Annotated in this window: 19 protein-coding genes; 15 read left to right on the top strand and 4 right to left on the bottom strand. The window is 56.2% G+C overall.

What is annotated here, in order from left to right; translation table 11 throughout:
- Positions 1–136: 136 nt before the first annotated feature.
- The 7 genes from lepA to acpS all read left to right on the top strand — a co-directional run bounded on the left by lepA (position 137) and on the right by acpS (position 6,610).
- Entirely contained in the window at positions 137–1,936 is a 1,800-nt protein-coding gene (gene lepA, locus INT84_RS06450) for a translation elongation factor 4 (RefSeq protein WP_194206145.1), read from the top strand.
- A 16-nt stretch (positions 1,937–1,952) separates the two neighbouring features.
- On the top strand, positions 1,953–2,927 hold the full coding sequence (gene lepB / locus INT84_RS06455) for a signal peptidase I (protein WP_194206146.1): 975 nt from the start codon (positions 1,953–1,955) through the stop codon (positions 2,925–2,927).
- Between the two features lie 225 nt (positions 2,928–3,152).
- Positions 3,153–3,833 (top strand): ribonuclease III, encoded by a 681-nt coding sequence (gene rnc, locus INT84_RS06460; protein ID WP_176917182.1) that lies wholly within the window; start codon positions 3,153–3,155, stop codon positions 3,831–3,833.
- On the top strand, positions 3,830–4,735 hold the full coding sequence (gene era / locus INT84_RS06465) for a GTPase Era (protein ID WP_103677656.1): 906 nt from the start codon (positions 3,830–3,832) through the stop codon (positions 4,733–4,735). The genes rnc and era overlap by 4 nt, the downstream gene beginning before the upstream one ends.
- A gap of 12 nt (positions 4,736–4,747) precedes the next feature.
- The gene (recO, locus tag INT84_RS06470; RefSeq protein ID WP_194206147.1) at positions 4,748–5,455 is read left to right on the top strand and encodes a DNA repair protein RecO; all 708 of its coding nucleotides are present in this window, start codon (positions 4,748–4,750) and stop codon (positions 5,453–5,455) included.
- Between the two features lie 43 nt (positions 5,456–5,498).
- Positions 5,499–6,230, top strand: coding sequence for a pyridoxine 5'-phosphate synthase (pdxJ, locus tag INT84_RS06475; protein WP_194206148.1), 732 nt, complete (start codon positions 5,499–5,501; stop codon positions 6,228–6,230).
- Positions 6,230–6,610: a holo-ACP synthase gene (gene acpS / locus INT84_RS06480; RefSeq protein ID WP_176917179.1), complete on the top strand. Its 381-nt coding sequence runs from the start codon at positions 6,230–6,232 to the stop codon at positions 6,608–6,610. Before pdxJ ends, acpS begins: the two co-directional genes overlap by 1 nt.
- Here acpS and INT84_RS06485 read toward each other — a convergent pair.
- Both INT84_RS06485 and INT84_RS06490 read right to left on the bottom strand, forming a co-directional pair.
- Positions 6,607–6,867, bottom strand: coding sequence for a YfhL family 4Fe-4S dicluster ferredoxin (locus INT84_RS06485; RefSeq protein WP_194206149.1), 261 nt, complete (start codon positions 6,865–6,867; stop codon positions 6,607–6,609). The two genes, acpS and INT84_RS06485, sit on opposite strands and share 4 nt — an antisense overlap.
- 56 nt (positions 6,868–6,923) lie before the next feature.
- The gene (locus tag INT84_RS06490; RefSeq protein ID WP_176917178.1) at positions 6,924–7,772 is read right to left on the bottom strand and encodes a MurR/RpiR family transcriptional regulator; all 849 of its coding nucleotides are present in this window, start codon (positions 7,770–7,772) and stop codon (positions 6,924–6,926) included.
- Positions 7,773–7,880: 108 nt separating this feature from the next.
- On the opposite strand from INT84_RS06490, the gene murQ reads away from it, so the two are divergent.
- The 3 genes from murQ (at position 7,881) to tadA (ending at position 10,113) form a co-directional block, all read left to right on the top strand.
- Positions 7,881–8,777, top strand: a complete 897-nt coding sequence (gene murQ, locus INT84_RS06495) for an N-acetylmuramic acid 6-phosphate etherase (RefSeq protein ID WP_194206150.1) — start codon at positions 7,881–7,883, stop codon at positions 8,775–8,777.
- Positions 8,778–8,908: 131 nt separating this feature from the next.
- Positions 8,909–9,544 carry a phosphatidylglycerophosphatase C gene (gene yfhb / locus INT84_RS06500; RefSeq protein ID WP_176917176.1) on the top strand — a complete coding sequence of 212 codons (636 nt, stop codon included), beginning with the start codon at positions 8,909–8,911 and terminating at the stop codon, positions 9,542–9,544.
- Between the two features lie 32 nt (positions 9,545–9,576).
- Positions 9,577–10,113, top strand: a complete 537-nt coding sequence (gene tadA, locus INT84_RS06505; protein WP_194206151.1) for a tRNA adenosine(34) deaminase TadA — start codon at positions 9,577–9,579, stop codon at positions 10,111–10,113.
- Here tadA and mltF read toward each other — a convergent pair.
- Positions 10,110–11,648 carry a membrane-bound lytic murein transglycosylase MltF gene (gene mltF, locus INT84_RS06510; protein ID WP_194206152.1) on the bottom strand — a complete coding sequence of 513 codons (1,539 nt, stop codon included), beginning with the start codon at positions 11,646–11,648 and terminating at the stop codon, positions 10,110–10,112. The genes tadA and mltF overlap by 4 nt on opposite strands.
- 256 nt (positions 11,649–11,904) lie before the next feature.
- Between mltF and purL the strand changes: the two genes are divergently transcribed.
- The 5 genes from purL (at position 11,905) to glnB (ending at position 20,449) form a co-directional block, all read left to right on the top strand.
- On the top strand, positions 11,905–15,792 hold the full coding sequence (purL, locus tag INT84_RS06515; protein WP_194206153.1) for a phosphoribosylformylglycinamidine synthase: 3,888 nt from the start codon (positions 11,905–11,907) through the stop codon (positions 15,790–15,792).
- Positions 15,793–16,513: 721 nt separating this feature from the next.
- On the top strand, positions 16,514–17,947 hold the full coding sequence (gene qseE / locus INT84_RS06520) for a two component system sensor histidine kinase QseE/GlrK (RefSeq protein ID WP_194206154.1): 1,434 nt from the start codon (positions 16,514–16,516) through the stop codon (positions 17,945–17,947).
- Entirely contained in the window at positions 17,944–18,702 is a 759-nt protein-coding gene (gene qseG, locus INT84_RS06525) for a two-component system QseEF-associated lipoprotein QseG (protein WP_194206155.1), read from the top strand. The genes qseE and qseG overlap by 4 nt, the downstream gene beginning before the upstream one ends.
- Positions 18,692–20,026 (top strand): two-component system response regulator GlrR, encoded by a 1,335-nt coding sequence (glrR, locus tag INT84_RS06530; protein WP_370529656.1) that lies wholly within the window; start codon positions 18,692–18,694, stop codon positions 20,024–20,026. Before qseG ends, glrR begins: the two co-directional genes overlap by 11 nt.
- An 84-nt stretch (positions 20,027–20,110) precedes the next feature.
- Positions 20,111–20,449: a nitrogen regulatory protein P-II gene (gene glnB, locus INT84_RS06535; RefSeq protein ID WP_002438074.1), complete on the top strand. Its 339-nt coding sequence runs from the start codon at positions 20,111–20,113 to the stop codon at positions 20,447–20,449.
- A 174-nt stretch (positions 20,450–20,623) separates the two neighbouring features.
- Here glnB and dtpD read toward each other — a convergent pair whose 3' ends face one another.
- Positions 20,624–22,069: a dipeptide permease DtpD gene (gene dtpD, locus INT84_RS06540; protein ID WP_194206157.1), complete on the bottom strand. Its 1,446-nt coding sequence runs from the start codon at positions 22,067–22,069 to the stop codon at positions 20,624–20,626.
- Positions 22,070–22,100: the final 31 nt, after the last annotated feature.

A 22,100-nucleotide genomic window follows, 5' to 3' on the forward strand; every position in this document is an offset into this window, starting at 1 on the left:
CCTTCCTCTCTCCTGGTACAGGATGAGCATTTCCTCGCGTTCATGTTGTAGTGTAGAATGCGGCGTTTCAGACTAAAAAACGTCAGGCTCAGAATCGTGGCCTCCTGGTATCCGTAAGGCAAAATAATCTCCATATATGAAGAATATACGTAACTTTTCGATCATTGCTCACATTGACCACGGTAAGTCGACGCTGTCTGACCGTATTATCCAGATTTGCGGCGGCCTGTCCGACCGTGAAATGGCAGCTCAGGTACTGGATTCCATGGATCTGGAGCGCGAGCGCGGCATTACGATTAAAGCGCAGAGCGTTACGCTCGATTTTAAAGCGGCCGATGGCGAAACCTATCAGCTGAACTTTATCGACACCCCCGGACACGTTGACTTCTCCTATGAAGTTTCCCGTTCGCTGGCCGCCTGCGAAGGTGCGCTGCTGGTAGTGGACGCCGGACAGGGCGTTGAAGCGCAAACGCTGGCAAACTGCTACACCGCGATGGAAATGGATCTGGAAGTGGTTCCGGTCCTCAACAAAATTGACCTTCCTGCCGCCGATCCGGATCGCGTGGCGGAAGAAATTGAAGACATCGTCGGCATCGACGCCACCGACGCGGTACGCTGCTCGGCGAAAACCGGTATCGGCGTGCAGGACGTGCTGGAACGTCTGGTACGCGACATTCCCGCGCCGCAGGGCGATCCCGACGGTCCGTTGCAGGCGTTGATCATCGACTCCTGGTTCGATAACTACCTTGGCGTTGTCTCCCTGGTACGCGTGAAAAACGGCACCCTGCGTAAAGGCGACAAAATCAAAGTCATGAGCACCGGCCAGACCTATAACGCCGACCGTCTCGGGATCTTCACGCCGAAGCAGGTCGATCGCACCGAGCTAAAGTGTGGTGAAGTGGGCTGGCTGGTCTGCGCAATCAAAGACATTCTGGGCGCGCCGGTAGGCGATACCCTGACGCTGGCACGCAACCCGGCAGAAAAAGCGCTGCCGGGCTTCAAAAAAGTGAAGCCGCAGGTCTACGCGGGTCTGTTCCCGGTCAGCTCTGACGACTATGAAAACTTCCGCGATGCGCTGGGCAAACTGAGCCTTAACGATGCCTCCCTGTTCTACGAGCCAGAAAGTTCCTCGGCGCTGGGCTTCGGTTTCCGCTGCGGCTTCCTTGGCCTGCTGCACATGGAGATCATTCAGGAACGTCTGGAGCGTGAATACGATCTCGATCTGATCACCACCGCGCCGACCGTAGTTTACGAAGTTGAAACCACGGCAAAAGAAGTGATTTACGTCGATAGCCCTTCCAAGCTGCCGCCGGTCAACAACATCTTTGAACTGCGCGAGCCGATTGCCGAGTGTCATATGCTGTTGCCGCAGGAATATCTGGGCAACGTGATGACCCTGTGCGTGGAAAAACGCGGCGTACAGACCAACATGGTCTACCACGGCAATCAGGTTGCGCTGACCTATGAAATTCCGATGGCGGAAGTGGTACTCGACTTCTTTGACCGTCTGAAATCCACCTCGCGTGGTTACGCCTCGCTGGATTACAACTTCAAACGCTTCCAGGCCTCGCGGATGGTGCGCGTGGACGTGCTGATCAACGGTGAACGTGTTGACGCCCTGGCGCTGATTACCCACAGCGACAACGCGCCGTACCGCGGTCGTGAGCTGGTGGAGAAAATGAAAGAGCTGATCCCGCGCCAGCAGTTTGATATTGCGATTCAGGCGGCGATTGGTACCCATATCATTGCCCGCTCGACGGTGAAACAGCTGCGTAAAAACGTGCTGGCAAAATGTTATGGCGGCGATATCAGCCGTAAGAAAAAGCTGCTACAGAAGCAGAAAGAAGGTAAGAAGCGAATGAAGCAGGTCGGTAACGTTGAGCTGCCGCAGGAAGCCTTCCTCGCCATTCTGCATGTCGGTAAAGACGGTAAATAATTCTTAAGGAGTTGGCATGGCGAATAAATTTGCCCTGATTCTGGTGATTGCCACACTGGTGACGGGCATTTTGTGGTGCATTGATAAATTCATCTTTGCCCCCAAACGGCGGGAACGTCAGGCCGCGGCGCAGGCGGCTGCGGGTGACGCGCTGGATAAAAAAACGCTGAAAAAAGTTGGCCCGAAACCGGGCTGGCTGGAAACCGGGGCATCCATATTTCCGGTACTGGCGATTGTGCTGATCGTGCGTTCCTTTATCTATGAACCGTTCCAGATCCCGTCGGGTTCAATGATGCCGACGCTGCTGATCGGTGATTTTATTCTGGTGGAAAAGTTTGCTTACGGCATTAAAGATCCGATCTACCAGAAAACGCTCATCGAAACCGGACATCCGAAGCGCGGCGACGTGGTGGTGTTTAAATATCCGGAAGATCCGAGCCTTGACTACATCAAGCGCGCCGTGGGCCTGCCGGGTGATAAAGTGACTTACGATCCGGTTGCCAAGCAGGTCACCATCCAGCCTGGCTGTAGTTCTGGTCAGGCCTGCGGCAGCGCGCTGCCGGTGACCTACTCGGACGTGGAACCGAGCGATTTCGTGCAGACCTTTGCCCGTCGTAACGGTGGTGAAGCGACCAGCGGTTTCTTCCAGGTGCCGCAGAACGAGTCGAAGGAAAACGGCATTCGCCTGGCGCAGCGTAAAGAAACGCTGGGTGACGTGACGCACAACATATTGACCGTACCTATTGCTCAGGACCAGCTTGGCGTCTATTACAAGCAACAGGGTCAGCAGCTGGCGACCTGGATCGTACCGCCGGGACATTACTTCATGATGGGCGACAACCGTGATAACAGCGCGGACAGCCGTTACTGGGGCTTTGTGCCGGAAGCGAATCTGGTGGGTCGGGCGACGGCTATCTGGATGAGTTTTGAGAAACAGGAAGGCGAATGGCCGACCGGCGTGCGCTTAAGTCGCATCGGCGGTATCCATTAACCGGTCCTGAACGTTCATCTTGCTGTCATTTTGGCGGCAAGATGAATTATTTAAGATATAAATCCCTTCAAACTAACGACATCCTTTGTCGTTGTGTATAGAATATTCCACCGAAGTTTCAGATTGTCTCCCGCAAGGGGGCGACAGCACACGAAAACGCGTTGATTCCCTCCTCAGGTCGATTTCGTGTGCTGAATTGTTGACGCATTCATTTATTGGTATCGCATGAACCCCATCGTAATTAATCGGCTTCAACGGAAGCTGGGCTACACTTTTCATCATCAGGAATTGTTGCAGCAGGCGTTAACGCATCGTAGCGCCAGTAGTAAACACAACGAGCGTCTGGAATTTCTCGGCGACTCCATTTTAAGTTATGTCATTGCTAACGCGCTTTATCATCGCTTTCCTCGGGTAGACGAAGGCGATATGAGCCGTATGCGCGCGACCCTGGTGCGCGGCAATACGCTGGCAGAAATCGCCCGCGAATTTGAGCTGGGCGAATGCCTGCGTCTCGGGCCGGGCGAGCTGAAAAGCGGCGGCTTCCGTCGTGAATCTATTCTCGCGGATACGGTCGAAGCATTAATCGGCGGGGTTTTCCTCGACAGCGATATTCAAAACATCGAGAAACTGATCCTGAGCTGGTACCAGACGCGTCTGGATGAAATCAGCCCTGGCGATAAGCAAAAAGATCCGAAAACGCGTTTACAGGAATATTTACAGGGCCGTCACCTGCCGCTGCCGTCTTATCTGGTGGTACAGGTACGGGGCGAAGCCCACGATCAGGAATTTACTATCCACTGCCAGGTCAGCGGCCTGAGTGAACCGGTGGTAGGCACAGGTTCCAGCCGTCGTAAGGCGGAGCAGGCTGCCGCCGAACAGGCGCTGAAAAAACTGGAGCTGGAATGAGCGAAGAAAAAAGTTATTGCGGGTTTGTTGCCATCGTAGGGCGTCCTAACGTTGGTAAATCGACCCTGTTGAACAACCTGCTGGGGCAGAAGATTTCGATCACCTCCCGCAAGGCACAAACGACCCGTCACCGCATTGTCGGTATCCATACTGAAGGCCCGTATCAGGCGATTTACGTCGATACCCCGGGCCTGCACATGGAAGAAAAACGCGCTATCAACCGTCTGATGAACAAAGCGGCCAGCAGCTCTATTGGCGACGTTGAGCTGGTGATTTTCGTGGTCGAAGGCACGCGCTGGACGCCGGACGATGAAATGGTACTTAACAAGCTGCGTGACGGTAAAGCGCCGGTGATCCTCGCGGTGAATAAAGTCGATAACGTGCAGGAAAAGGCCGATCTCCTGCCGCACCTACAGTTCCTCGCCAGCCAGATGAACTTCCTCGACATCGTACCGATGTCCGCAGAAACCGGGATGAACGTCGATACCGTTGCCGGGATCGTGCGCAAGCACCTGCCGGAAGCGATCCACCATTTCCCGGAAGATTACATCACCGACCGCTCGCAGCGCTTTATGGCCTCTGAAATCATCCGTGAAAAACTGATGCGTTTCCTCGGTGCCGAACTGCCTTACTCGGTGACGGTGGAGATTGAGCGTTTCATCACCAACGAGCGTGGCGGCTACGACATCAACGGTCTGATCCTTGTTGAGCGTGAAGGGCAGAAGAAGATGGTCATTGGCAACAAAGGGGCCAAAATCAAAACCATCGGAATCGAAGCGCGTAAAGACATGGAAGAGATGTTCGAAGCCAAAGTGCATCTTGAGCTGTGGGTGAAAGTGAAATCTGGCTGGGCCGATGACGAGCGCGCGCTGCGCAGCCTCGGCTACGTTGACGACCTTTAAGAGCTAAACCTGATGGAAGGCTGGCAGCGCGCATTCGTTCTGCATAGTCGGCCGTGGAGCGAAACCAGCCTGATGCTGGACGTCTTCACGGAAGAGTCGGGACGCGTGCGCCTTGTCGCTAAAGGCGCGCGAGCCAAACGTTCTAACCTCAAAGGCGCTCTCCAGCCTTTTACGCCGCTGCTGGTGCGCTTTGGCGGACGCGGTGAAGTCAAAACCCTGCGTAGCGCCGAAGCCGTCTCTCTGGCGCTCCCCTTAAGCGGTATCACCCTCTACAGCGGCCTGTACGTTAACGAACTGCTCGCCCGCGTGCTGGAACAAGAGACGCGCTTCTCTGAGCTCTTCTTTGACTACCTGCACTGCCTTCAGGCGCTGGCGGGTGCGACCGATTCCCCTGAACCTGCGCTACGGCGATTTGAGCTGGCACTGCTCGGTCATCTTGGCTACGGCCTCGATTTTCTGCACTGTGCCGGAACCGGTGAACCGGTGGAAGAGACCATGACCTATCGCTACCGTGAAGAAAAAGGCTTTATTGCCAGTGTGGTCATTGATAACAATACCTTTACCGGACACCATCTCAGGGCACTGGCCAGCCGGGAATTTCCTGATGCTGATACCCTGCGCGCCGCGAAACGCTTTACCCGCATAGCGCTCAAGCCTTATCTTGGTGGTAAACCGTTAAAGAGCCGGGAGCTGTTTCGCCAGTTTGTACCGAAGCGCTAGCGGCTCGCAAAATTTCTGACCTGGAAGACTATTGAGGATTGTCATGGCTGATTTACTGTTAGGCGTCAACATTGATCATATCGCCACGCTACGTAACGCGCGCGGTACGGCGTATCCGGATCCGGTACAGGCGGCGTTTATTGCCGAGCAGGCGGGGGCGGACGGCATTACCGTTCACCTGCGTGAAGATCGCCGTCACATCACCGACCGCGACGTTAAGATCCTGCGTCAGACGCTCGACACCCGCATGAATCTGGAAATGGCCGTCACCGAAGAGATGCTGACCATTGCCTGCGAAACGAAACCCCATTTCTGCTGCCTGGTGCCGGAAAAACGTCAGGAAGTGACCACTGAAGGCGGGCTGGACGTGGCCGGGCAACGCGACAAAATGCGCGATGCCTGCCAGCGCCTTGCTGCCGCAGGCATTCAGGTTTCCCTGTTTATCGATGCCGACAACGAGCAGATTAAAGCGGCGGCGGACGTCGGCGCGCCTTACATTGAAATTCATACCGGCTGCTATGCCGATGCGGAAAATGACGCTGACCGTGCCCGCGAGCTGGAGCGCATCGCCCGCGCGGCGACCTGGGCCGCCAGTCTGGGCCTGAAGGTCAATGCCGGTCACGGCCTGACCTATCACAACGTGCAGGCCATCGCCGCACTGCCGGAAATGCATGAGCTGAACATCGGTCACGCGATTATTGGCCGGGCAGTGATGAGCGGGCTGAAAGAGGCGGTGGCGGAAATGAAGCGCCTGATGCAGGATGCGCGCCGTTAATGGCGATTCTTGGCTTAGGCACCGATATCGTGGAGATTGCCCGCATTGAGGCGGTGATCTCCCGCAGCGGCGATCGCCTGGCGCGGCGGGTGCTCAGCGATAACGAGTGGGCCATCTGGGAAGCGCACCAGCAGCCGGTGCGTTTTCTGGCTAAGCGTTTCGCGGTCAAAGAGGCGGCGGCGAAAGCCTTCGGCACCGGTATTCGTAACGGTCTGGCGTTTAATCAGTTTGAAGTGTACAACGACGAGCTGGGAAAACCGCGCCTGCGATTCTGGGGAGAGGCGCTGCGTCTGGCGGAAACGATGGGCGTCACCTCAACGCACGTCACGCTGGCGGATGAGCGTCATTACGCCTGCGCCACGGTGATCATTGAGCGCTAGATTTTATCCGCATGGTGCATCAGCACAAACTTGTCCCACAGCTGTTCTTCATTTTCGATGTGTGCCGGATCTTTCAGGATGGTATTGGGGATCGGGCACACTTTCTGGCAGGTCGGCGTCTCATAATGTCCCACGCATTCGGTGCAGCGCTCGCTGTTAATCACGTAGATGCTGTCACTCATTGAAATGGCCTCGTTAGGACATTCGGGTTCGCACATATCGCAATTAATGCATTTTTTGGTAATTAACAGCGCCATCAGGAAATTCTCAGAAGCAACACAAACAGGGCGGGCATTATACGCCGATCTTTTGTTCAGACCAGTTTTTTCACCAGCGCCTCGCTCTGACGGATACGATCCGGCGCGTGCTCCAGATCCTGCTGTACCAGCGCCATAAACAGCAGATCCGTGAGTAGCATCTGCGCGCTGGTGGACGAGATGGCGGCGCTGCGGGTGGCCTGTTCTTCCGCAATAGTATAAAGCGTGTGGGATGCGCGTTGCTGGAGCGTATTAAGCGTAAATCCGGTAATGGCAAACACCTTCGCGCCAACCCGATGCGCCTCCTCAGCGGCCAGACAAATTTCACGCCGTTCACCGGTATAGGAAATCGCCAGCAGCACATCGTCGGGAGACATCGCCTGTACCACTGCCAGCAGGGCGTGCATATCCAGCTCAATAAGCGCATTCAGGCCAATTTTCATCAGCTTCCAGCCAAAATTTCGCGCCACCAGACCGGAGGCACCAATGCCGGTCAGGATTATCCGTCGTGCGCCGCGCAGCATCTGCACGCTCTCCAGAAGCTTGTCTTCGCTGTTGATATCCAGCGAGGCGTGCATCGCCGCGAGTTTCTCGGCAATCAGTTTTTCACCCACCAGACGCAGGGGATCGTCTCCGCGAATATGGTTATGCACCGGCATTGAAGGAGGAAGAGAGTGGCTGGCCAGCGCTTCGCTAATCGCCAGCTTGAGGGCCGGAAAACCTTTAAAGCCTAATTTTTGTGCAAATTTCACCACGCTGGACTGACTGACGCCCGCTTCCTGAGCAAGCTGCTGCGAGCTGAAATGCCGGGCTTCATTGGGGTGTGAAAGTAAAAAATCTGCCAGCTTTTTATCGCTCTGGGCCAGCGCCGGATAACGCTGACGAATACGGCTCAAACAGTTCATAACTTCTCCAGCGAATAACAGGTTTTTGACGAAAAAAAGCTCGCCTGTCTGAATATTATATTCCAATATAGTCAGGTTATTATGAATTAAATATTCTGGAGGGACAAAATGAATCTTGGCTCGCTGATTTCTGAAACCCGTAACGCGCGGACGATGGCGCTGGACGGGGTATCGACGCGTGAAATGGTTGGTTTACTGAATCACGAAGATGCACAGGTCGCGCCAGCGGTAGCGGCCGTGCTGGATGAGGTGGCAAAAGCCGTCGATGCGGCAGCAATGGCGCTACAGGCGGGAGGACGCATTATCTATATGGGCGCGGGTACCAGCGGTCGCCTGGGCGTACTGGATGCGTCCGAATGTCCTCCGACATTTGGCGTGCCGCACGGTCTGGTGGTGGGACTGATTGCCGGTGGCCCCGGCGCGCTGCTGAAAGCGGTGGAGGGCGCGGAAGATAGCCTGCAACTCGGCGAAGAGGATTTGAAAGCGCTTAATCTGACCGCAGAGGATCTGGTGGTTGGCATTGCTGCTTCCGGGCGTACGCCATACGTGATTGGCGGGCTGCGCTATGCAAAAGCCACCGGCTGCACGACCGTCGCCATCTCCTGCAATCCCGCCTCGCCGATTGCCAGCGAAGCCGCCATTGCGATTTCTCCGGTTGTTGGCCCGGAAGCGCTGACTGGCTCTACGCGCCTGAAATCCGGTACGGCACAGAAAATGGTGCTGAATATGATCTCGACCGGTGCGATGGTGAAGTTTGGCAAGGTATATCAGAACCTGATGGTGGATATGAAAGCCTCTAACATCAAGCTGGTCGACCGCGCCTGCCGAATGCTGATGGAAGCGACCGGCGTTGAGCGCGCACAGGCGGAACAGGTGTTACAACAGACCGATCATGAGGTGAAACCGGCGATCCTGATGGTGCTGACAGGCCTGGATTCCGCAAGTGCTCGCGACCGGCTTGAGGAGCATCGCGGTTTTTTACGTGCCGCGCTGGAAGCCCGTTAACGGCTGACAGCAGGAACTTGTGACGCTCAGGACCGGAAAAATCAGGATCTATCTGTTAGGCTAATTAAAGTGTTTACCGTCTGGCATATTGCGGTCAGGCGATCGCAGCTTAAGATCCTGAGGAGTAAGGTTTGGCAACTAATGAGCGTCGCGTCGTATTTTTTGATCTTGATGGAACGCTGCATCAGCAGGATATGTTCGGCAGTTTCTTGCGCTATCTTCTGCGCCATCAACCCTTAAATGCGCTGCTTGTCCTGCCTTTACTCCCGGTCATCGGCATCGCGCTGCTGGTCAAAGGCCGCGCCGCGCGCTGGCCGATGAGCTTATTATTGTGGGGCTGCACCTTCGGTCACAGCGAAGCGCGCTTAAAACGGCTGGAAAGCCAGTTTGTCGCCTGGTTTCGCCAGCACGTCACTGCTTTTCCCGTGGTACATAATCGGTTAACCGACTATCTGACCAGTACCGATGCCGACGTCTGGTTAATCACCGGCTCGCCACAGCCGCTGGTGGAGCAGGTCTACATTGATACACCCTGGCTGCCGAGAGTTAACCTTATCGCCAGTCAGATCGCCCGGCGTAATGGAGGCTGGGTGCTGACCATGCGTTGCCTGGGCCATGAAAAGGTCGCGCAACTGGAGCGCCGCATCGGTACGCCGCTGCGCTTGTACAGCGGCTACAGCGACAGCAAACAGGATAACCCCTTGCTCTATTTCTGCCAGCACCGCTGGCGCGTCACGCCGCTCGGTACGCTCCAGCAACTCGAATGAGAAGGGTGTTTAAAAGATAACGGCTGTGTATAATGCGCCCCGCTTTTCTCTCTGGAGTGTCCGCTTTGTCCGACCACGAACTGAATCATGAACACTGGATGCGCCACGCGCTGACGCTGGCTCAACGGGCCTGGGACGAGGGCGAAGTGCCGGTCGGGGCGGTGCTGGTTCATAATAATCAGGTCATAGGCGAGGGCTGGAACCGGCCGATAGGGCGTCACGATCCGACCGCGCATGCGGAAATTATGGCGCTGCGTCAGGGCGGACTGGTGCTACAAAACTATCGTCTGGTCGATACCACACTGTATGTCACGCTGGAGCCGTGCGTAATGTGCGCCGGGGCGATGGTCCATAGCCGTATCGGGCACCTGGTGTTTGGCGCACGTGACGCTAAAACCGGGGCCGCCGGATCGTTAATGGATGTGTTGCATCATCCCGGCATGAATCACCGGGTTGAATTTACCGAGGGCGTGCTGGGGGAAGAATGCGCCGCGCTGCTCAGCGATTTTTTCCGTCATCGCCGGCAGGTCAAGAAAGCTCTCAAGCAGGCAGAGAAGGGGCAGAGCTAGCGCCGTGCACCTTCAGTCAGAATCGGTGCTTTCGCAGACGTAGCGTTCTTGTTGAGCATCGATAAGAACGGAACAACAGGCGGCGCTTCCTGTACCAGCGTATCGGCAGGCACCACCGGATAGGCCCGCGAAAGCTGAAGCGCTTTTTCCGTTAACCGGTCTTTCTCCAGCAAATAGCCCACCAGACTGATTTGATACTTACGGATGTTTTCCACAAACGCGTAGGCTTCATGTCCCCGCGCATAACCATAGGTCAGGCTGCTGTAAATGGGTTTCTGAGCGAGCAGCGGTAAACGTTGTTTGACCTCTGCCCAGCTATCGGGATTGCCATTTTGTTTTGCGGTTAATGCCCTGACATCCAGCATATGCGCGTAGCCCATATTGTATGCCGCCAGCGCAAACCAGATCCGTTCGTTTTCCGGGACGGTCTCCGGCACCTTGCCGATCAGCTCCCGCAGATAGCGCATCCCGCCGCTGATACTTTGCTCGGCATCGGTACGATCGCTTAAGCCCAGGCTTTGCGCCGTATTGCGGGTCAGCATCATCATGCCGCGTACCCCGGTTGGCGACGTCGCCAGCGGGTCCCAGTGCGACTCCTGATAAGAAATGGCGGCCAGTAAACGCCAGTCAATACTGTCAGCATACTTCTCAAATAGCGGCTGGAAATCCGGCAGGGTGCTGTCAATCGCCCGCAGGAATGAGCGGGTATCAACATAGTCAAAATCCTGGCCGTGTCCGAGATACTTCTCTTCCAGACGCGCAATAACTCCCTCTGTGCTCGTCTTACCAAAGAAAACGCGCATCGCCTCGGACAGGGTTTTATCGTCATCCTGCACGCTAAACCAGGTGACAGGCTGTTCATCGGTCACGTCCAGCGCCACCGCCAGTTCCGGATGGACGCGCTGGAAGAGGCTGATGGCCCCGGAATCGGCAATGGTATAGTCAATCCGCCCCGCAACCACATCCTCCATCAGCACCTGGCTGCTACGTTTATCGTCGACCGTCCAGTTAAGATCCGGGAACTTCCTGGCCTTCAGCTCACGCAGATCGTTGATGACCGCATGACCCGGGGCAATGGTGAGCTGGCTGGCATCAATGGCCGCCAGCGATCGTGGACGGCTGTTTCCCACCCGGTAAACCAGCTGCTGTGAAACAGAGGAGTAGGGTGGACCGGGCTGATAGTGTTTTGCCCGTTCGCTGTTCCATACCAGACCGGCGGCCAGGATATCGGCCTTACCGTTATCAAGGTCATCAAACAGTTGACCGATGGTTGGCCTGACCGTCACTTTCAGGCGCACGCCAAGCTCGTCGGCAAACTGCTGCGCCAGCTCGTAATCAAAACCTTCGACTTTGCCGTTAATGTTGATATAGGTCATCGGCGAGGTGACGGTACTGATACGCAGTTCGCCGCGCGCCTTTATCGCTGCAATACGGTTTTCCGGCCAGTGATGCCAGACAAATGCGGCTGACAGGGCGACGAACAGTAGCAGCGCAGCAATGCCCAACAGCGGGTAATTAATCTTTAATTTTTTCAAATAGTTAATTCTCTTCGCTGTGCCTGACCCTGAGGTTTCTCGGCCCGTATAATGTGAGCGGATGTTTCAGAAAGAGCGGCATTTTGCTTAACATTACGCCGTCTGGCAACTTTTTCAGGCCATGTGCCACACTGAATGTTAAAAATGCGGCGGCATTTTATTTCGACGCAAACGGTTTCGTCATGGCTCACTATTCTTTATAATGACGCCCGTTTTCCCCCCTTGCGCACACTGAAAACTGAGAAGACGAGAGATTATGATGGAAATTCTGCGTGGTTCGCCTGCACTGTCGGCATTCCGAATTAACAAACTGCTGGCACGCTTTCAGGCGTTCAACCTGCCGGTAAGCACCCTTTACGCTGAGTATGTCCATTTTGCCGATCTTAACGCGCCGCTGACAGCGGAAGAGCACGCCCAACTTGAGCGTTTGCTGACCTACGGCCCGCATCTCAATAGTCATACCCCTTCAGGAAAACTGCTGCTGGTGACGCCACGTCCGGGCACCATCTCTCCCTGGTCTTCTAAAGCCACCGACATCGCTCACAACTGTGGTTTACAGCAGATTAACCGCCTTGAACGTGGCGTGGCGTATTATGTCGAAGCGTCAACGCTGAAGGCTGAACAGTGGCAGACGGTTGCCGCAGAACTCCACGATCGCATGATGGAGACCGTGTTTACCTCGCAGGAAGAAGCGGAACAGCTGTTTGCTCATCACCAGCCGACACCAGTGACCAGCGTCGATGTGCTGGGGGAAGGGCGTCAGGCTCTGGTTGACGCTAACCTGCGCCTCGGGCTGGCGCTGGCGGATGATGAAATTGATTATCTGCACGCTGCCTTCAGCAAACTGGGCCGCAATCCGAACGATATCGAACTGTATATGTTTGCGCAGGCCAACTCCGAGCACTGCCGCCATAAGATTTTTAACGCCGACTGGGTCATCGACGGCGAACAGCAGCCGAAATCGCTGTTTAAGATGATCAAAAACACCTTTGAGAAAACCCCGGACTTCGTGCTGTCGGCGTATAAAGACAATGCCGCGGTCATGGAAGGTTCGGCGGTGGGCCGCTACTTTGCCGACCATAAAACCGGGCGCTATGACTTCCACCAGGAAGATGCGCATATCCTGATGAAGGTCGAAACCCATAACCACCCCACGGCGATCTCTCCGTGGCCCGGTGCGGCAACCGGTTCAGGCGGTGAAATCCGTGACGAAGGGGCAACCGGGCGCGGTGCGAAACCTAAAGCCGGGCTGGTGGGCTTCTCCGTTTCTAACCTGCGTATTCCCGGCTTCGAACAGCCGTGGGAAGAAGATTTCGGCAAGCCGGAACGTATTGTCACCGCGCTGGATATCATGACCGATGGCCCGCTGGGCGGCGCGGCGTTTAACAACGAATTTGGCCGTCCGGCGCTGAACGGCTACTTCCGTACTTACGAAGAGAAGGTCAATAGCCACAACGGTGAAGAGCTGCGCGGCTACCATAAGCCGATCATGCTGGCCGGTGGGATCGGTAATATCCGTGCCGATCACGTGCAGAAAGGCGAGATCGTGGTCGGAGCGAAGCTGATCGTCCTCGGCGGTCCGGCGATGAATATCGGCCTGGGCGGCGGGGCGGCGTCATCAATGGCCTCGGGTCAGTCTGATGCGGATCTTGATTTTGCTTCCGTGCAGCGCGATAACCCGGAGATGGAACGGCGCTGTCAGGAAGTGATCGACCGTTGCTGGCAGCTGGGCGACGCTAACCCGATCCTCTTTATTCACGATGTAGGCGCGGGCGGGTTGTCTAACGCCATGCCTGAACTGGTCAGCGACGGCGGGCGCGGCGGAAAATTCGAACTGCGCGATGTGCTCAGCGATGAACCCGGCATGAGCCCGCTGGAAATCTGGTGTAACGAATCGCAGGAGCGCTATGTACTGGCGGTGGCGGCTGACCAGCTTTCACTGTTTGACGAACTGTGCCAGCGCGAACGTGCGCCGTATGCGGTGATCGGTGAAGCGACTGAAGAGCTGCATCTGACGATGAATGACCGTCACTTCGATAATCAGCCTGTCGATCTGCCGCTGGATGTGCTACTCGGTAAAACACCGAAAATGACCCGCGACGTACAGACGCGTAAAGCGGCGGGCGATGCTTTTGATCGCCAGAACATTACCGTCGCGGAGGCGGTGAATCGTGTCCTGCATCTGCCAACGGTGGCAGAGAAAACCTTCCTGGTGACGATTGGCGACCGTACCGTGACCGGCATGGTGGCGCGCGATCAGATGGTCGGCCCCTGGCAGATACCGGTAGCTAACTGCGCGGTCACCACCGCCAGCCTCGACAGCTACTATGGTGAAGCCATGTCGCTGGGCGAACGTGCGCCGGTGGCGCTGCTGGACTTCGCCGCGTCTGCGCGTCTGGCGGTCGGCGAAGCGCTGACCAATATTGCCGCCACCCAAATCGGCGACATCAAGCGCATTAAGCTCTCCGCCAACTGGATGGCCGCTGCCGGGCATCCGGGCGAAGACGCCGGTCTGTATGAAGCAGTAAAAGCGGTGGGCGAAGAACTGTGTCCGGCGTTAGGGCTGACGATCCCGGTGGGTAAAGACTCCATGTCGATGAAAACCCGCTGGCAGGAAGGCAGCGAACAGCGCGAAATGACCTCGCCGCTGTCGCTGGTGATCACCGCGTTTGCCCGCGTAGAAGATGTGCGTCAGACCATTACGCCACAGCTTTCGGTGGAAGATAACGCCCTGCTGCTGATCGATCTGGGTAAAAGTCATAATGCGCTGGGTGCCACGGCACTGGCGCAGGTTTACCGTCAGTTAGGTAATACGCCAGCCGATGTGCGCAGCGTTGAGCAGCTTAAAGGGTTCTACGATGCCATTCAGGCGCTGGTGGCGGCGCGTCAGTTGCTGGCTTACCACGACCGTTCCGACGGCGGCCTGCTGGTTACGCTGGCGGAAATGGCCTTTGCCGGTCACTGTGGCATTGAGGCTGATATTGCCAGCCTCGGTGAGGATCGCCTGGCGGCGCTGTTCAACGAAGAACTGGGCGCGGTCATTCAGGTACGTGCCGCAGAGCGTGAGGCGGTGGAGGGCGTGCTAAACGCGCACGGTCTCGGCGATTGTGTTCACTATCTGGGTCAGGCGGTGCCGGGCGACCGTTTTGTCATCACTGCGGGTGAGCAGGCGGTCTTTAGCGAAAGCCGTACCACACTGCGCCTGTGGTGGGCGGAAACCACCTGGCAGATGCAGCGCCTGCGCGACAACCCGGAATGTGCCGATCAGGAACACGAGGCAAAGCGCCACGACAACGATCCGGGTCTCAACGTCACGCTCTCGTTTGATCTCAATGAGGATATTGCCGCGCCTTACATCGCCACCGGTGCTCGTCCAAAAGTGGCCGTCTTGCGCGAGCAGGGCGTCAACTCGCATGTTGAAATGGCCGCGGCGTTTCACCGTGCGGGTTTTGATGCCATTGATGTGCATATGAGCGATCTGCTGGCAGGGCGTACCGGGCTGGAGAGCTTCCAGGCGTTAGTGGCCTGTGGCGGCTTCTCCTATGGTGATGTGCTGGGCGCGGGGGAAGGCTGGGCCAAATCCATTCTTTTTAATAACCGCGTGCGCGATGAGTTCGAGACGTTCTTCCACCGTCCGCAAACGCTGGCACTTGGCGTCTGCAACGGTTGCCAGATGATGTCGAACCTGCGCGAGCTGATCCCCGGCAGCGAACAGTGGCCGCGCTTCGTGCGTAACCACTCCGATCGCTTCGAGGCCCGTTTCAGTCTGGTGGAAGTGATGCAAAGTCCGTCGCTGCTGTTACAGGGCATGGTGGGATCGCAGATGCCAATTGCCGTGTCACACGGGGAAGGGCGTGTGGAAGTGCGTGATGCGGCGCATCTGGCGACGCTTGAGAGCAAAGGGCTGGTAGCGCTGCGCTACGTGGACAATTTCGGTAAGGTGACTGAAACCTATCCGGCGAACCCGAATGGCTCGCCAAACGGCATTACCGCCGTCACCAGCGAAAGCGGGCGCGTTACCGTCATGATGCCGCACCCGGAGCGTGTTTTCCGCACCGTCAGTAACTCATGGCATCCGGAAAACTGGGGCGAGGACAGCCCGTGGATGCGTATTTTCCGCAACGCACGCAAGCAGCTTGGGTGATTCAGTCCGGGTAAGGCGTAGCCGCCGTCCGGCAATACCGTCAGGCAGGCGCTGAAATTGTGCTACTTTGCCCGGCGGCGCTTCGCTTGCGCGGGCCTACAATCAACCTGGCGCTCTGGCGTTCAGCGCGTAAAAAACGTAGGCCGGGTAAGCGCAGCGCCACCCGGCAGAGCGGTGGGGCACTGTATCAGCCAACAAAAGCCGGGCGTAACGCCCGGCTTTTTTATAGCGAAGAATCGATCAAAGGTGTCTGCAAAACCCGACATTGTGCTTAAGGTCTGTCTCCAGATAGCGACACTTAACTCTTTGATTTTATAATATAAAAAATATGATATTCCCAGGTGTTGTTTTTTGGCGACACTTTGAGCGAAAAACCATCGTCCTGATAAGCACACTTATTTTATATAAATTCCTTTTAAAACATAGCAATAACAAATAGTTTTTAAAGATGGCACATATGCTGCATAATACAGACCAGTGGCTCATTCACCTTCTTATGTCAGCCCCTCCGGGAAGCGCTACATAAACCTCGAATGACGCACAACAAGGTGCCTGCCGTCCAGCTTCTGATAATAGCCTTGCGCTTTATCAACCATCGGGCGAAACGTCGAGTTAGGCACCGCCTTATTACATAATAAAGCCGGGTTAATACCCGGCTTTATTGTATCTGCCTTCCGCCTCAGTTAGCATCGCCCTATTCGGGTCTGATGAGAGTAACACCTTGAAGCGCTGGTCCATTTTCCCTCGTTCACTACGACAACTGGTTATGCTGGCGTTTTTGCTGATCCTGCTGCCGCTACTGGTACTGGCATGGCAGGCGTGGCAAAGCCTGAACGCGCTTAGCGCGCAGGCCGCGCAGACCAACCGCACCACGTTGATTGACGCGCGTCGTAGCGAGGCGATGATCAATGCGGCGCTGGAGATGGAACGCAGCTATCGCCAGTATTGCGTGCTCGACGATCCTACTCTGGCACGGGTGTATCAGGGGCAGCGTAAGCGCTACATCGACATGCTGGATGCCCACGCTGGTGTGCTACCGGATGACAAGCTCTACCAGGTTCTGCGTCAGGATCTCAACGCGCTGGCCCAGTTACAGTGTCTCAATAATGGCCCCACGACCCAATCCGCCCGCCAGTTAGAAGCCTTCGCCAGCGCCAATACCGATATGGTGCAGGCCACGCGTGCCGTTGTCTTTTCTCGTGGTCAGCAGCTCCAGCAGGAAATCGCCGAACGCGGCCAGTTTTTTGGCTGGCAGGCGCTGCTCCTCTTTCTGGTTAGCCTGCTGATGGTGCTGCTATTTACCCGGATGATCATTGGACCGGTGAAAGGCATTGAGCGTATGATCAACCGTCTGGGAGAAGGCCGCTCGCTGGGCAACACCGTGGTGTTTCGCGGACCGCGCGAGCTACGCTCCGTGGGTCAACGCATTATCTGGCTAAGCGAACGCCTGTCATGGCTCGAAGCGCAACGTCACCAGTTTTTACGTCATCTCTCCCATGAATTGAAAACGCCGCTGGCCAGCATGCGTGAAGGCACCGAACTGTTAGCCGATCAGGTGGTTGGGCCGCTTACCGCAGAGCAGGTCGAAGTGGTGAATATCCTTGATGACAGTAGCCGTAACCTGCAAAAGCTAATTGAGCAATTGCTTGATTACAATCGTAAACTGGCGGACAGCGCCATCGAACTTGAGCATGTCGATCTTGCCCCGCTGGTCGACATGGTGATGTCGGCGCACAGTCTTCCGGCGCGGGCAAAAATGATGCAAACCAGCGTCACGCTTGATGAACCCGCCTGCCTGGCAGAGCCGATGCTATTGATGAGCGTGCTGGATAATCTTTATTCGAATGCGGTGCACTATGGCAATGAATCCGGTAACATTTACATTCGCAGTCAGCGCTATGATAACCGGGTGCGCATTGAAGTGAGTAATACCGGCACACCGATCCCGGATGCTGAAAAAGCGATGATTTTCGAGCCGTTTTATCAGGGCAGCCATCAGCGTAAAGGCGCGGTTAAAGGCAGTGGACTGGGCCTGAGTATCGCCCGTGACTGTATTCGCAGGATGCATGGCGAACTTCATCTCGTTGATGAAAGTACGGGCAACGTCTGTTTTCGCATCGAACTTCCCGTGTCGGGGCCGGACAACCTACAATGAATATAAATCTGGTGAATATGTCACACATTCTGGCACGTCTTTATCATGCAGCTTTTCCCCGCCGTTTTTTGACGCTCCCTTTTTCCTGCCTGCTGCTGGCTGGTTGCTCCTCGCATTTACCGCACCGCGCGCTGGATAAAGCCGAGACCAAAATTCCCCAGAGTCAGGTTGCTGATTTTCTCTCAACTGACTGCGCAAACATCTGGGCGACAAGCAATGCCGAAAGTGATAAAAATCCGCTTTACTGGCTGCGTGGCATTGACTGCGCGGAACGCCTTTCTCCTCAACAGGCGAGATCCGAGGCGCGAACCTATTCAGATGACACCTGGCAGGATGCTTTCCGGCGCGGGATCATGCTGGCTAATGCCAGAATCACCCCGGTTGAACGGCGGGACAGCGTGACCCGTCTGGACGCCTTAAGCCCGCAAATTCCGGCGCAGGTGCGTCCGATGTATCAGCTCTGGCGCGACAGTCAGGCATTACAGTTGCAGCTTTCGGAGGAGCGTTACCGCTACAGTAAACTGCAACAGTCTACCGACGGGGAGCTGGATACCCTGCGCCAGCAGCAGCAGTTCTTACAAAGCCAACTCGATGCCACTACCCGCAAACTGGAGAGCCTGACCGATATCGAACGTCAGCTTTCCTCCCGTAAACCTGCGGGCAATTTCAGTTCAGACGCCAGCCATGCTGGCGATAAACCCGCCGAGCCTAAAGAGAATCAGCCTGCCGACGAGGATAGCCATGATAAGCCGTAAGCCTGCACACCTTTTACTGGTGGATGACGACCCCGGACTCCTAAAACTGCTGGGCATGCGTCTGACCAGCGAGGGATTCAGCGTGGTGACGGCGGAAAGCGGCCAGGAAGGCTTACGCGTACTCAACCGCGAGAAAGTCGATCTGGTGATTAGCGATCTGCGGATGGATGAGATGGACGGCATGCAGCTCTTCGCCGGCATTCAAAAGCTCCAGCCAGGCATGCCGGTGATTATTCTCACCGCCCACGGCTCGATTCCGGATGCGGTCGCCGCGACCCGACAGGGCGTTTTCAGTTTCCTGACCAAGCCGGTAGATAAAGACGCCCTCTATAAAGCGATTAACGATGCGCTGGAACACTCGGCACCAAATACTGACGAGCGTTGGCGGGAATCCATTGTCACCCGCAGTCCGGTGATGCTGCGCTTGCTGGAGCAGGCGCGAATGGTCGCCCAGTCAGACGTGAGCGTATTAATTAATGGTCAGAGCGGTACCGGGAAAGAGGTTTTCGCCCAGGCGATTCATAACGCCAGCCCGCGTAGTGGTCAGCCTTTTATCGCCATTAACTGCGGCGCGCTGCCGGAACAACTGCTTGAATCCGAGCTTTTCGGCCATGCGCGCGGGGCGTTTACCGGGGCGGTCAGTAACCGTGAAGGGCTGTTTCAGGCGGCAGAGGGGGGCACACTGTTTCTGGATGAAATTGGCGATATGCCGATTCCATTACAGGTCAAACTGCTGCGCGTGCTTCAGGAGCGCAAGGTTCGTCCGCTGGGCAGCAACCGCGATCTCGACATTGACGTGCGCATTATCTCTGCCACCCATCGCGACCTGCCAAAAGCAATGGCGCGCGGTGAGTTTCGTGAGGATCTCTTCTATCGCCTCAACGTGGTAAACCTTAAGATCCCAACGCTTGCTGCCCGTACCGAAGATATCCCGCTGCTGGCGAATCATCTGCTGCGGCTTTCAGCCGATCGGCATAAGCCTTTCGTGCGTGCTTTTTCCACCGATGCCATGAAGCGGCTCATGACGGCGAGCTGGCCGGGAAACGTGCGCCAGCTGGTCAACGTGATTGAACAGTGCGTGGCGCTCACCTCATCGCCGGTGATTAGCGATGCGCTGGTGGAGCAGGCGCTGGAGGGCGAAAACACGGCGCTGCCCACCTTTGCCGATGCGCGTAACCAGTTCGAACTCAACTACCTGCGCAAGCTGCTGCAAATCACCAAAGGTAACGTCACGCATGCGGCGCGGATGGCAGGGCGTAACCGCACCGAATTTTATAAACTGCTTTCGCGTCATGAACTGGATGCTAACGACTTTAAAGAGTAATTTGTCGCGCCTTCCGGGACTGAGATATGATACGGTGAGCAACCGTTTACGCGAATAAACCAGACAACGTTTCCAGGGAACACCATGAAAAAGATCGATGCGATTATCAAACCTTTCAAACTGGATGATGTGCGTGAAGCGCTGGCCGAAGTCGGCATCACCGGAATGACAGTAACGGAAGTCAAAGGTTTTGGCCGGCAAAAAGGCCACACCGAACTGTATCGTGGCGCGGAATACATGGTGGATTTTCTGCCGAAAGTGAAAATTGAAATTGTGGTTACCGACGATATTGTCGATACCTGTGTGGACACCATCATCCGCACCGCGCAGACCGGAAAAATCGGCGACGGTAAAATCTTCGTCTTTGACGTGGCACGTGTGGTGCGTATCCGTACCGGCGAAGAAGACGACGCAGCGATCTGACAGGTGGCCTGCTGGACGGCGAGAGTAAGCGTCAACCAACTCACTCTCGCTCCGGAGCACTATGCCGGGTGGCGGCTGCGCCTTACCCGGCCTACAAAATCTGCCATATCAACGAGTTGCACGTAACCCGTAGGCCCGGTAAGCGCAGCGCCACCGGGCATAGCCACGCCGCAGCTACTGGCAGCGAACCCGCACCGCACGGCCCCCTAGCCAGCGGATGCCAACGATCGCAATCATCAATCCCACGCAGACCAGCGTCCATTCTCCCATCTGGCAGAAAAAGCGTCCGTAAGCGGCCACTGCAACATCGCTGATTTGCGATTCGGTGGTTTGTTGGGCGACGATTCCGGCCAGCCAGTTGGCGACTGCGCCGGTGGCCAGCATATAAATCCCGGTCAGCACCCCTGTCACGCCGGGCAGATTAAGCCGGGTGATCTGCGCCATCGCCACCGGATCGATAAACAGCTCGGCAAATCCCATTAGCGCCAGTCCGGTAATCATCAACCCCATTGATGCCTGTCCGTGCAGCTGAGCGCTATGGGCATTCAGGGCCAGCAGCAGGAAACCCGCGCTCATCAGCACCAACCCGACCGCAAATTTCAGCCACACGCGAAGCACCGAGGTCTGAGGGCTGACCAGCCATGCCAGAACGACGCCTGCGACCATCACCGCCACCGCATTCACCGACTGAAACAGCGCCGTTGGCACCTCAAAACTCAGCCAGTGACGATTCACAAAGCGATCGATAAACAAACTAATCGAACTGCCACCCTGCTGGGCCAGCACCCAGAACAGCGTCCCGGTCAACATCAGCAGAACGATTTGCCACAGCGCGCGTTGGTGCTGAGGAAACCTGAACATAATGCGCGCCACGATCCCGGCGGCGACAGCGCTTGCCAGCATCAGCAAATAACCAGCCGCATCGTATTTTAGCAGCAGGGTAAACAACAGCGGCGCGATGCACAGCGCCAGCAGCAGCCAGCTCCAGACCGGCAGGGAAAATTTAACCGTTCGCAGCGCCGGGCGATTAACATGTTGCGTATGGCGAAAATGGCGATGACCGCTAATAAAGACCATCAGGCCAATGAACATGCCAATGCCTGCCAGCGCAAAGCCGGTGTGCCAGCCGTACCATTGCGCCGCCAGCCCGCAGGCGATAGGGGCTGCGATGGAGCCGATATTCCCGGCTGCGTAGAGCAGGGAAAATCCACCGTCGCGTCGGGGATCGTCCGGGGCGTAAAGCTCGCCCAGCAGACAGCTAATATTGGATTTAAACAGGCCGTAGCCACAGATAATAATCGCCAGCGCGAGATACAAACTCTGCGCGGAATTTGAGCCTAACCCCAGCACGATATGGCCGAGCGTCATCAGCAGTGCGCCAGCGATAACCGCCGTGCGATTGCCGAGCAGGCGGTCGGCAAGCCAGCCGCCGAGAATGGGAGTGACATAAACCAGAGAAGCGTAAGCGCTGAAGAGATCGATGGCATGGCTATCATTAAAGCCAAGCTGATGGGTAAGATAAAGGATAAGCAGGGCACGCATGCCGTAAAAGCTGAAGTATTCCCAAATTTGAATCGCCACGATGTAATAAATCGCGCGCGGTTGTGAGGGTGTTTTCATGTCGATTCCTTGTACTTTGAAAAAACGAGGC

Origin of the sequence: Superficieibacter sp. 1612_C1, assembly GCF_015234305.1 — a bacterium.
GTDB lineage: Bacteria > Pseudomonadota > Gammaproteobacteria > Enterobacterales > Enterobacteriaceae > Superficieibacter.

Bases quoted from the DNA above. Each gene is read 5' to 3' on its own strand.
- qseG (WP_194206155.1), top strand. From the start codon at position 17,944: ATGAATATAAATCTGGTGAATATGTCACACATTCTGGCACGTCTTTAT.
- lepA (WP_194206145.1), top strand. From the start codon at position 137: ATGAAGAATATACGTAACTTTTCGATCATTGCTCACATTGACCACGGT.
- acpS (WP_176917179.1), top strand. From the start codon at position 6,230: ATGGCGATTCTTGGCTTAGGCACCGATATCGTGGAGATTGCCCGCATT.
- rnc (WP_176917182.1), top strand. From the start codon at position 3,153: ATGAACCCCATCGTAATTAATCGGCTTCAACGGAAGCTGGGCTACACT.
- murQ (WP_194206150.1), top strand. From the start codon at position 7,881: ATGAATCTTGGCTCGCTGATTTCTGAAACCCGTAACGCGCGGACGATG.
- lepB (WP_194206146.1), top strand. From the start codon at position 1,953: ATGGCGAATAAATTTGCCCTGATTCTGGTGATTGCCACACTGGTGACG.
- purL (WP_194206153.1), top strand. From the start codon at position 11,905: ATGATGGAAATTCTGCGTGGTTCGCCTGCACTGTCGGCATTCCGAATT.
- tadA (WP_194206151.1), top strand. From the start codon at position 9,577: ATGCGCCCCGCTTTTCTCTCTGGAGTGTCCGCTTTGTCCGACCACGAA.
- INT84_RS06490 (WP_176917178.1), bottom strand. From the start codon at position 7,772: ATGAACTGTTTGAGCCGTATTCGTCAGCGTTATCCGGCGCTGGCCCAG.
- pdxJ (WP_194206148.1), top strand. From the start codon at position 5,499: ATGGCTGATTTACTGTTAGGCGTCAACATTGATCATATCGCCACGCTA.
- recO (WP_194206147.1), top strand. From the start codon at position 4,748: ATGGAAGGCTGGCAGCGCGCATTCGTTCTGCATAGTCGGCCGTGGAGC.
- INT84_RS06485 (WP_194206149.1), bottom strand. From the start codon at position 6,867: ATGGCGCTGTTAATTACCAAAAAATGCATTAATTGCGATATGTGCGAA.
- dtpD (WP_194206157.1), bottom strand. From the start codon at position 22,069: ATGAAAACACCCTCACAACCGCGCGCGATTTATTACATCGTGGCGATT.
- era (WP_103677656.1), top strand. From the start codon at position 3,830: ATGAGCGAAGAAAAAAGTTATTGCGGGTTTGTTGCCATCGTAGGGCGT.
- glnB (WP_002438074.1), top strand. From the start codon at position 20,111: ATGAAAAAGATCGATGCGATTATCAAACCTTTCAAACTGGATGATGTG.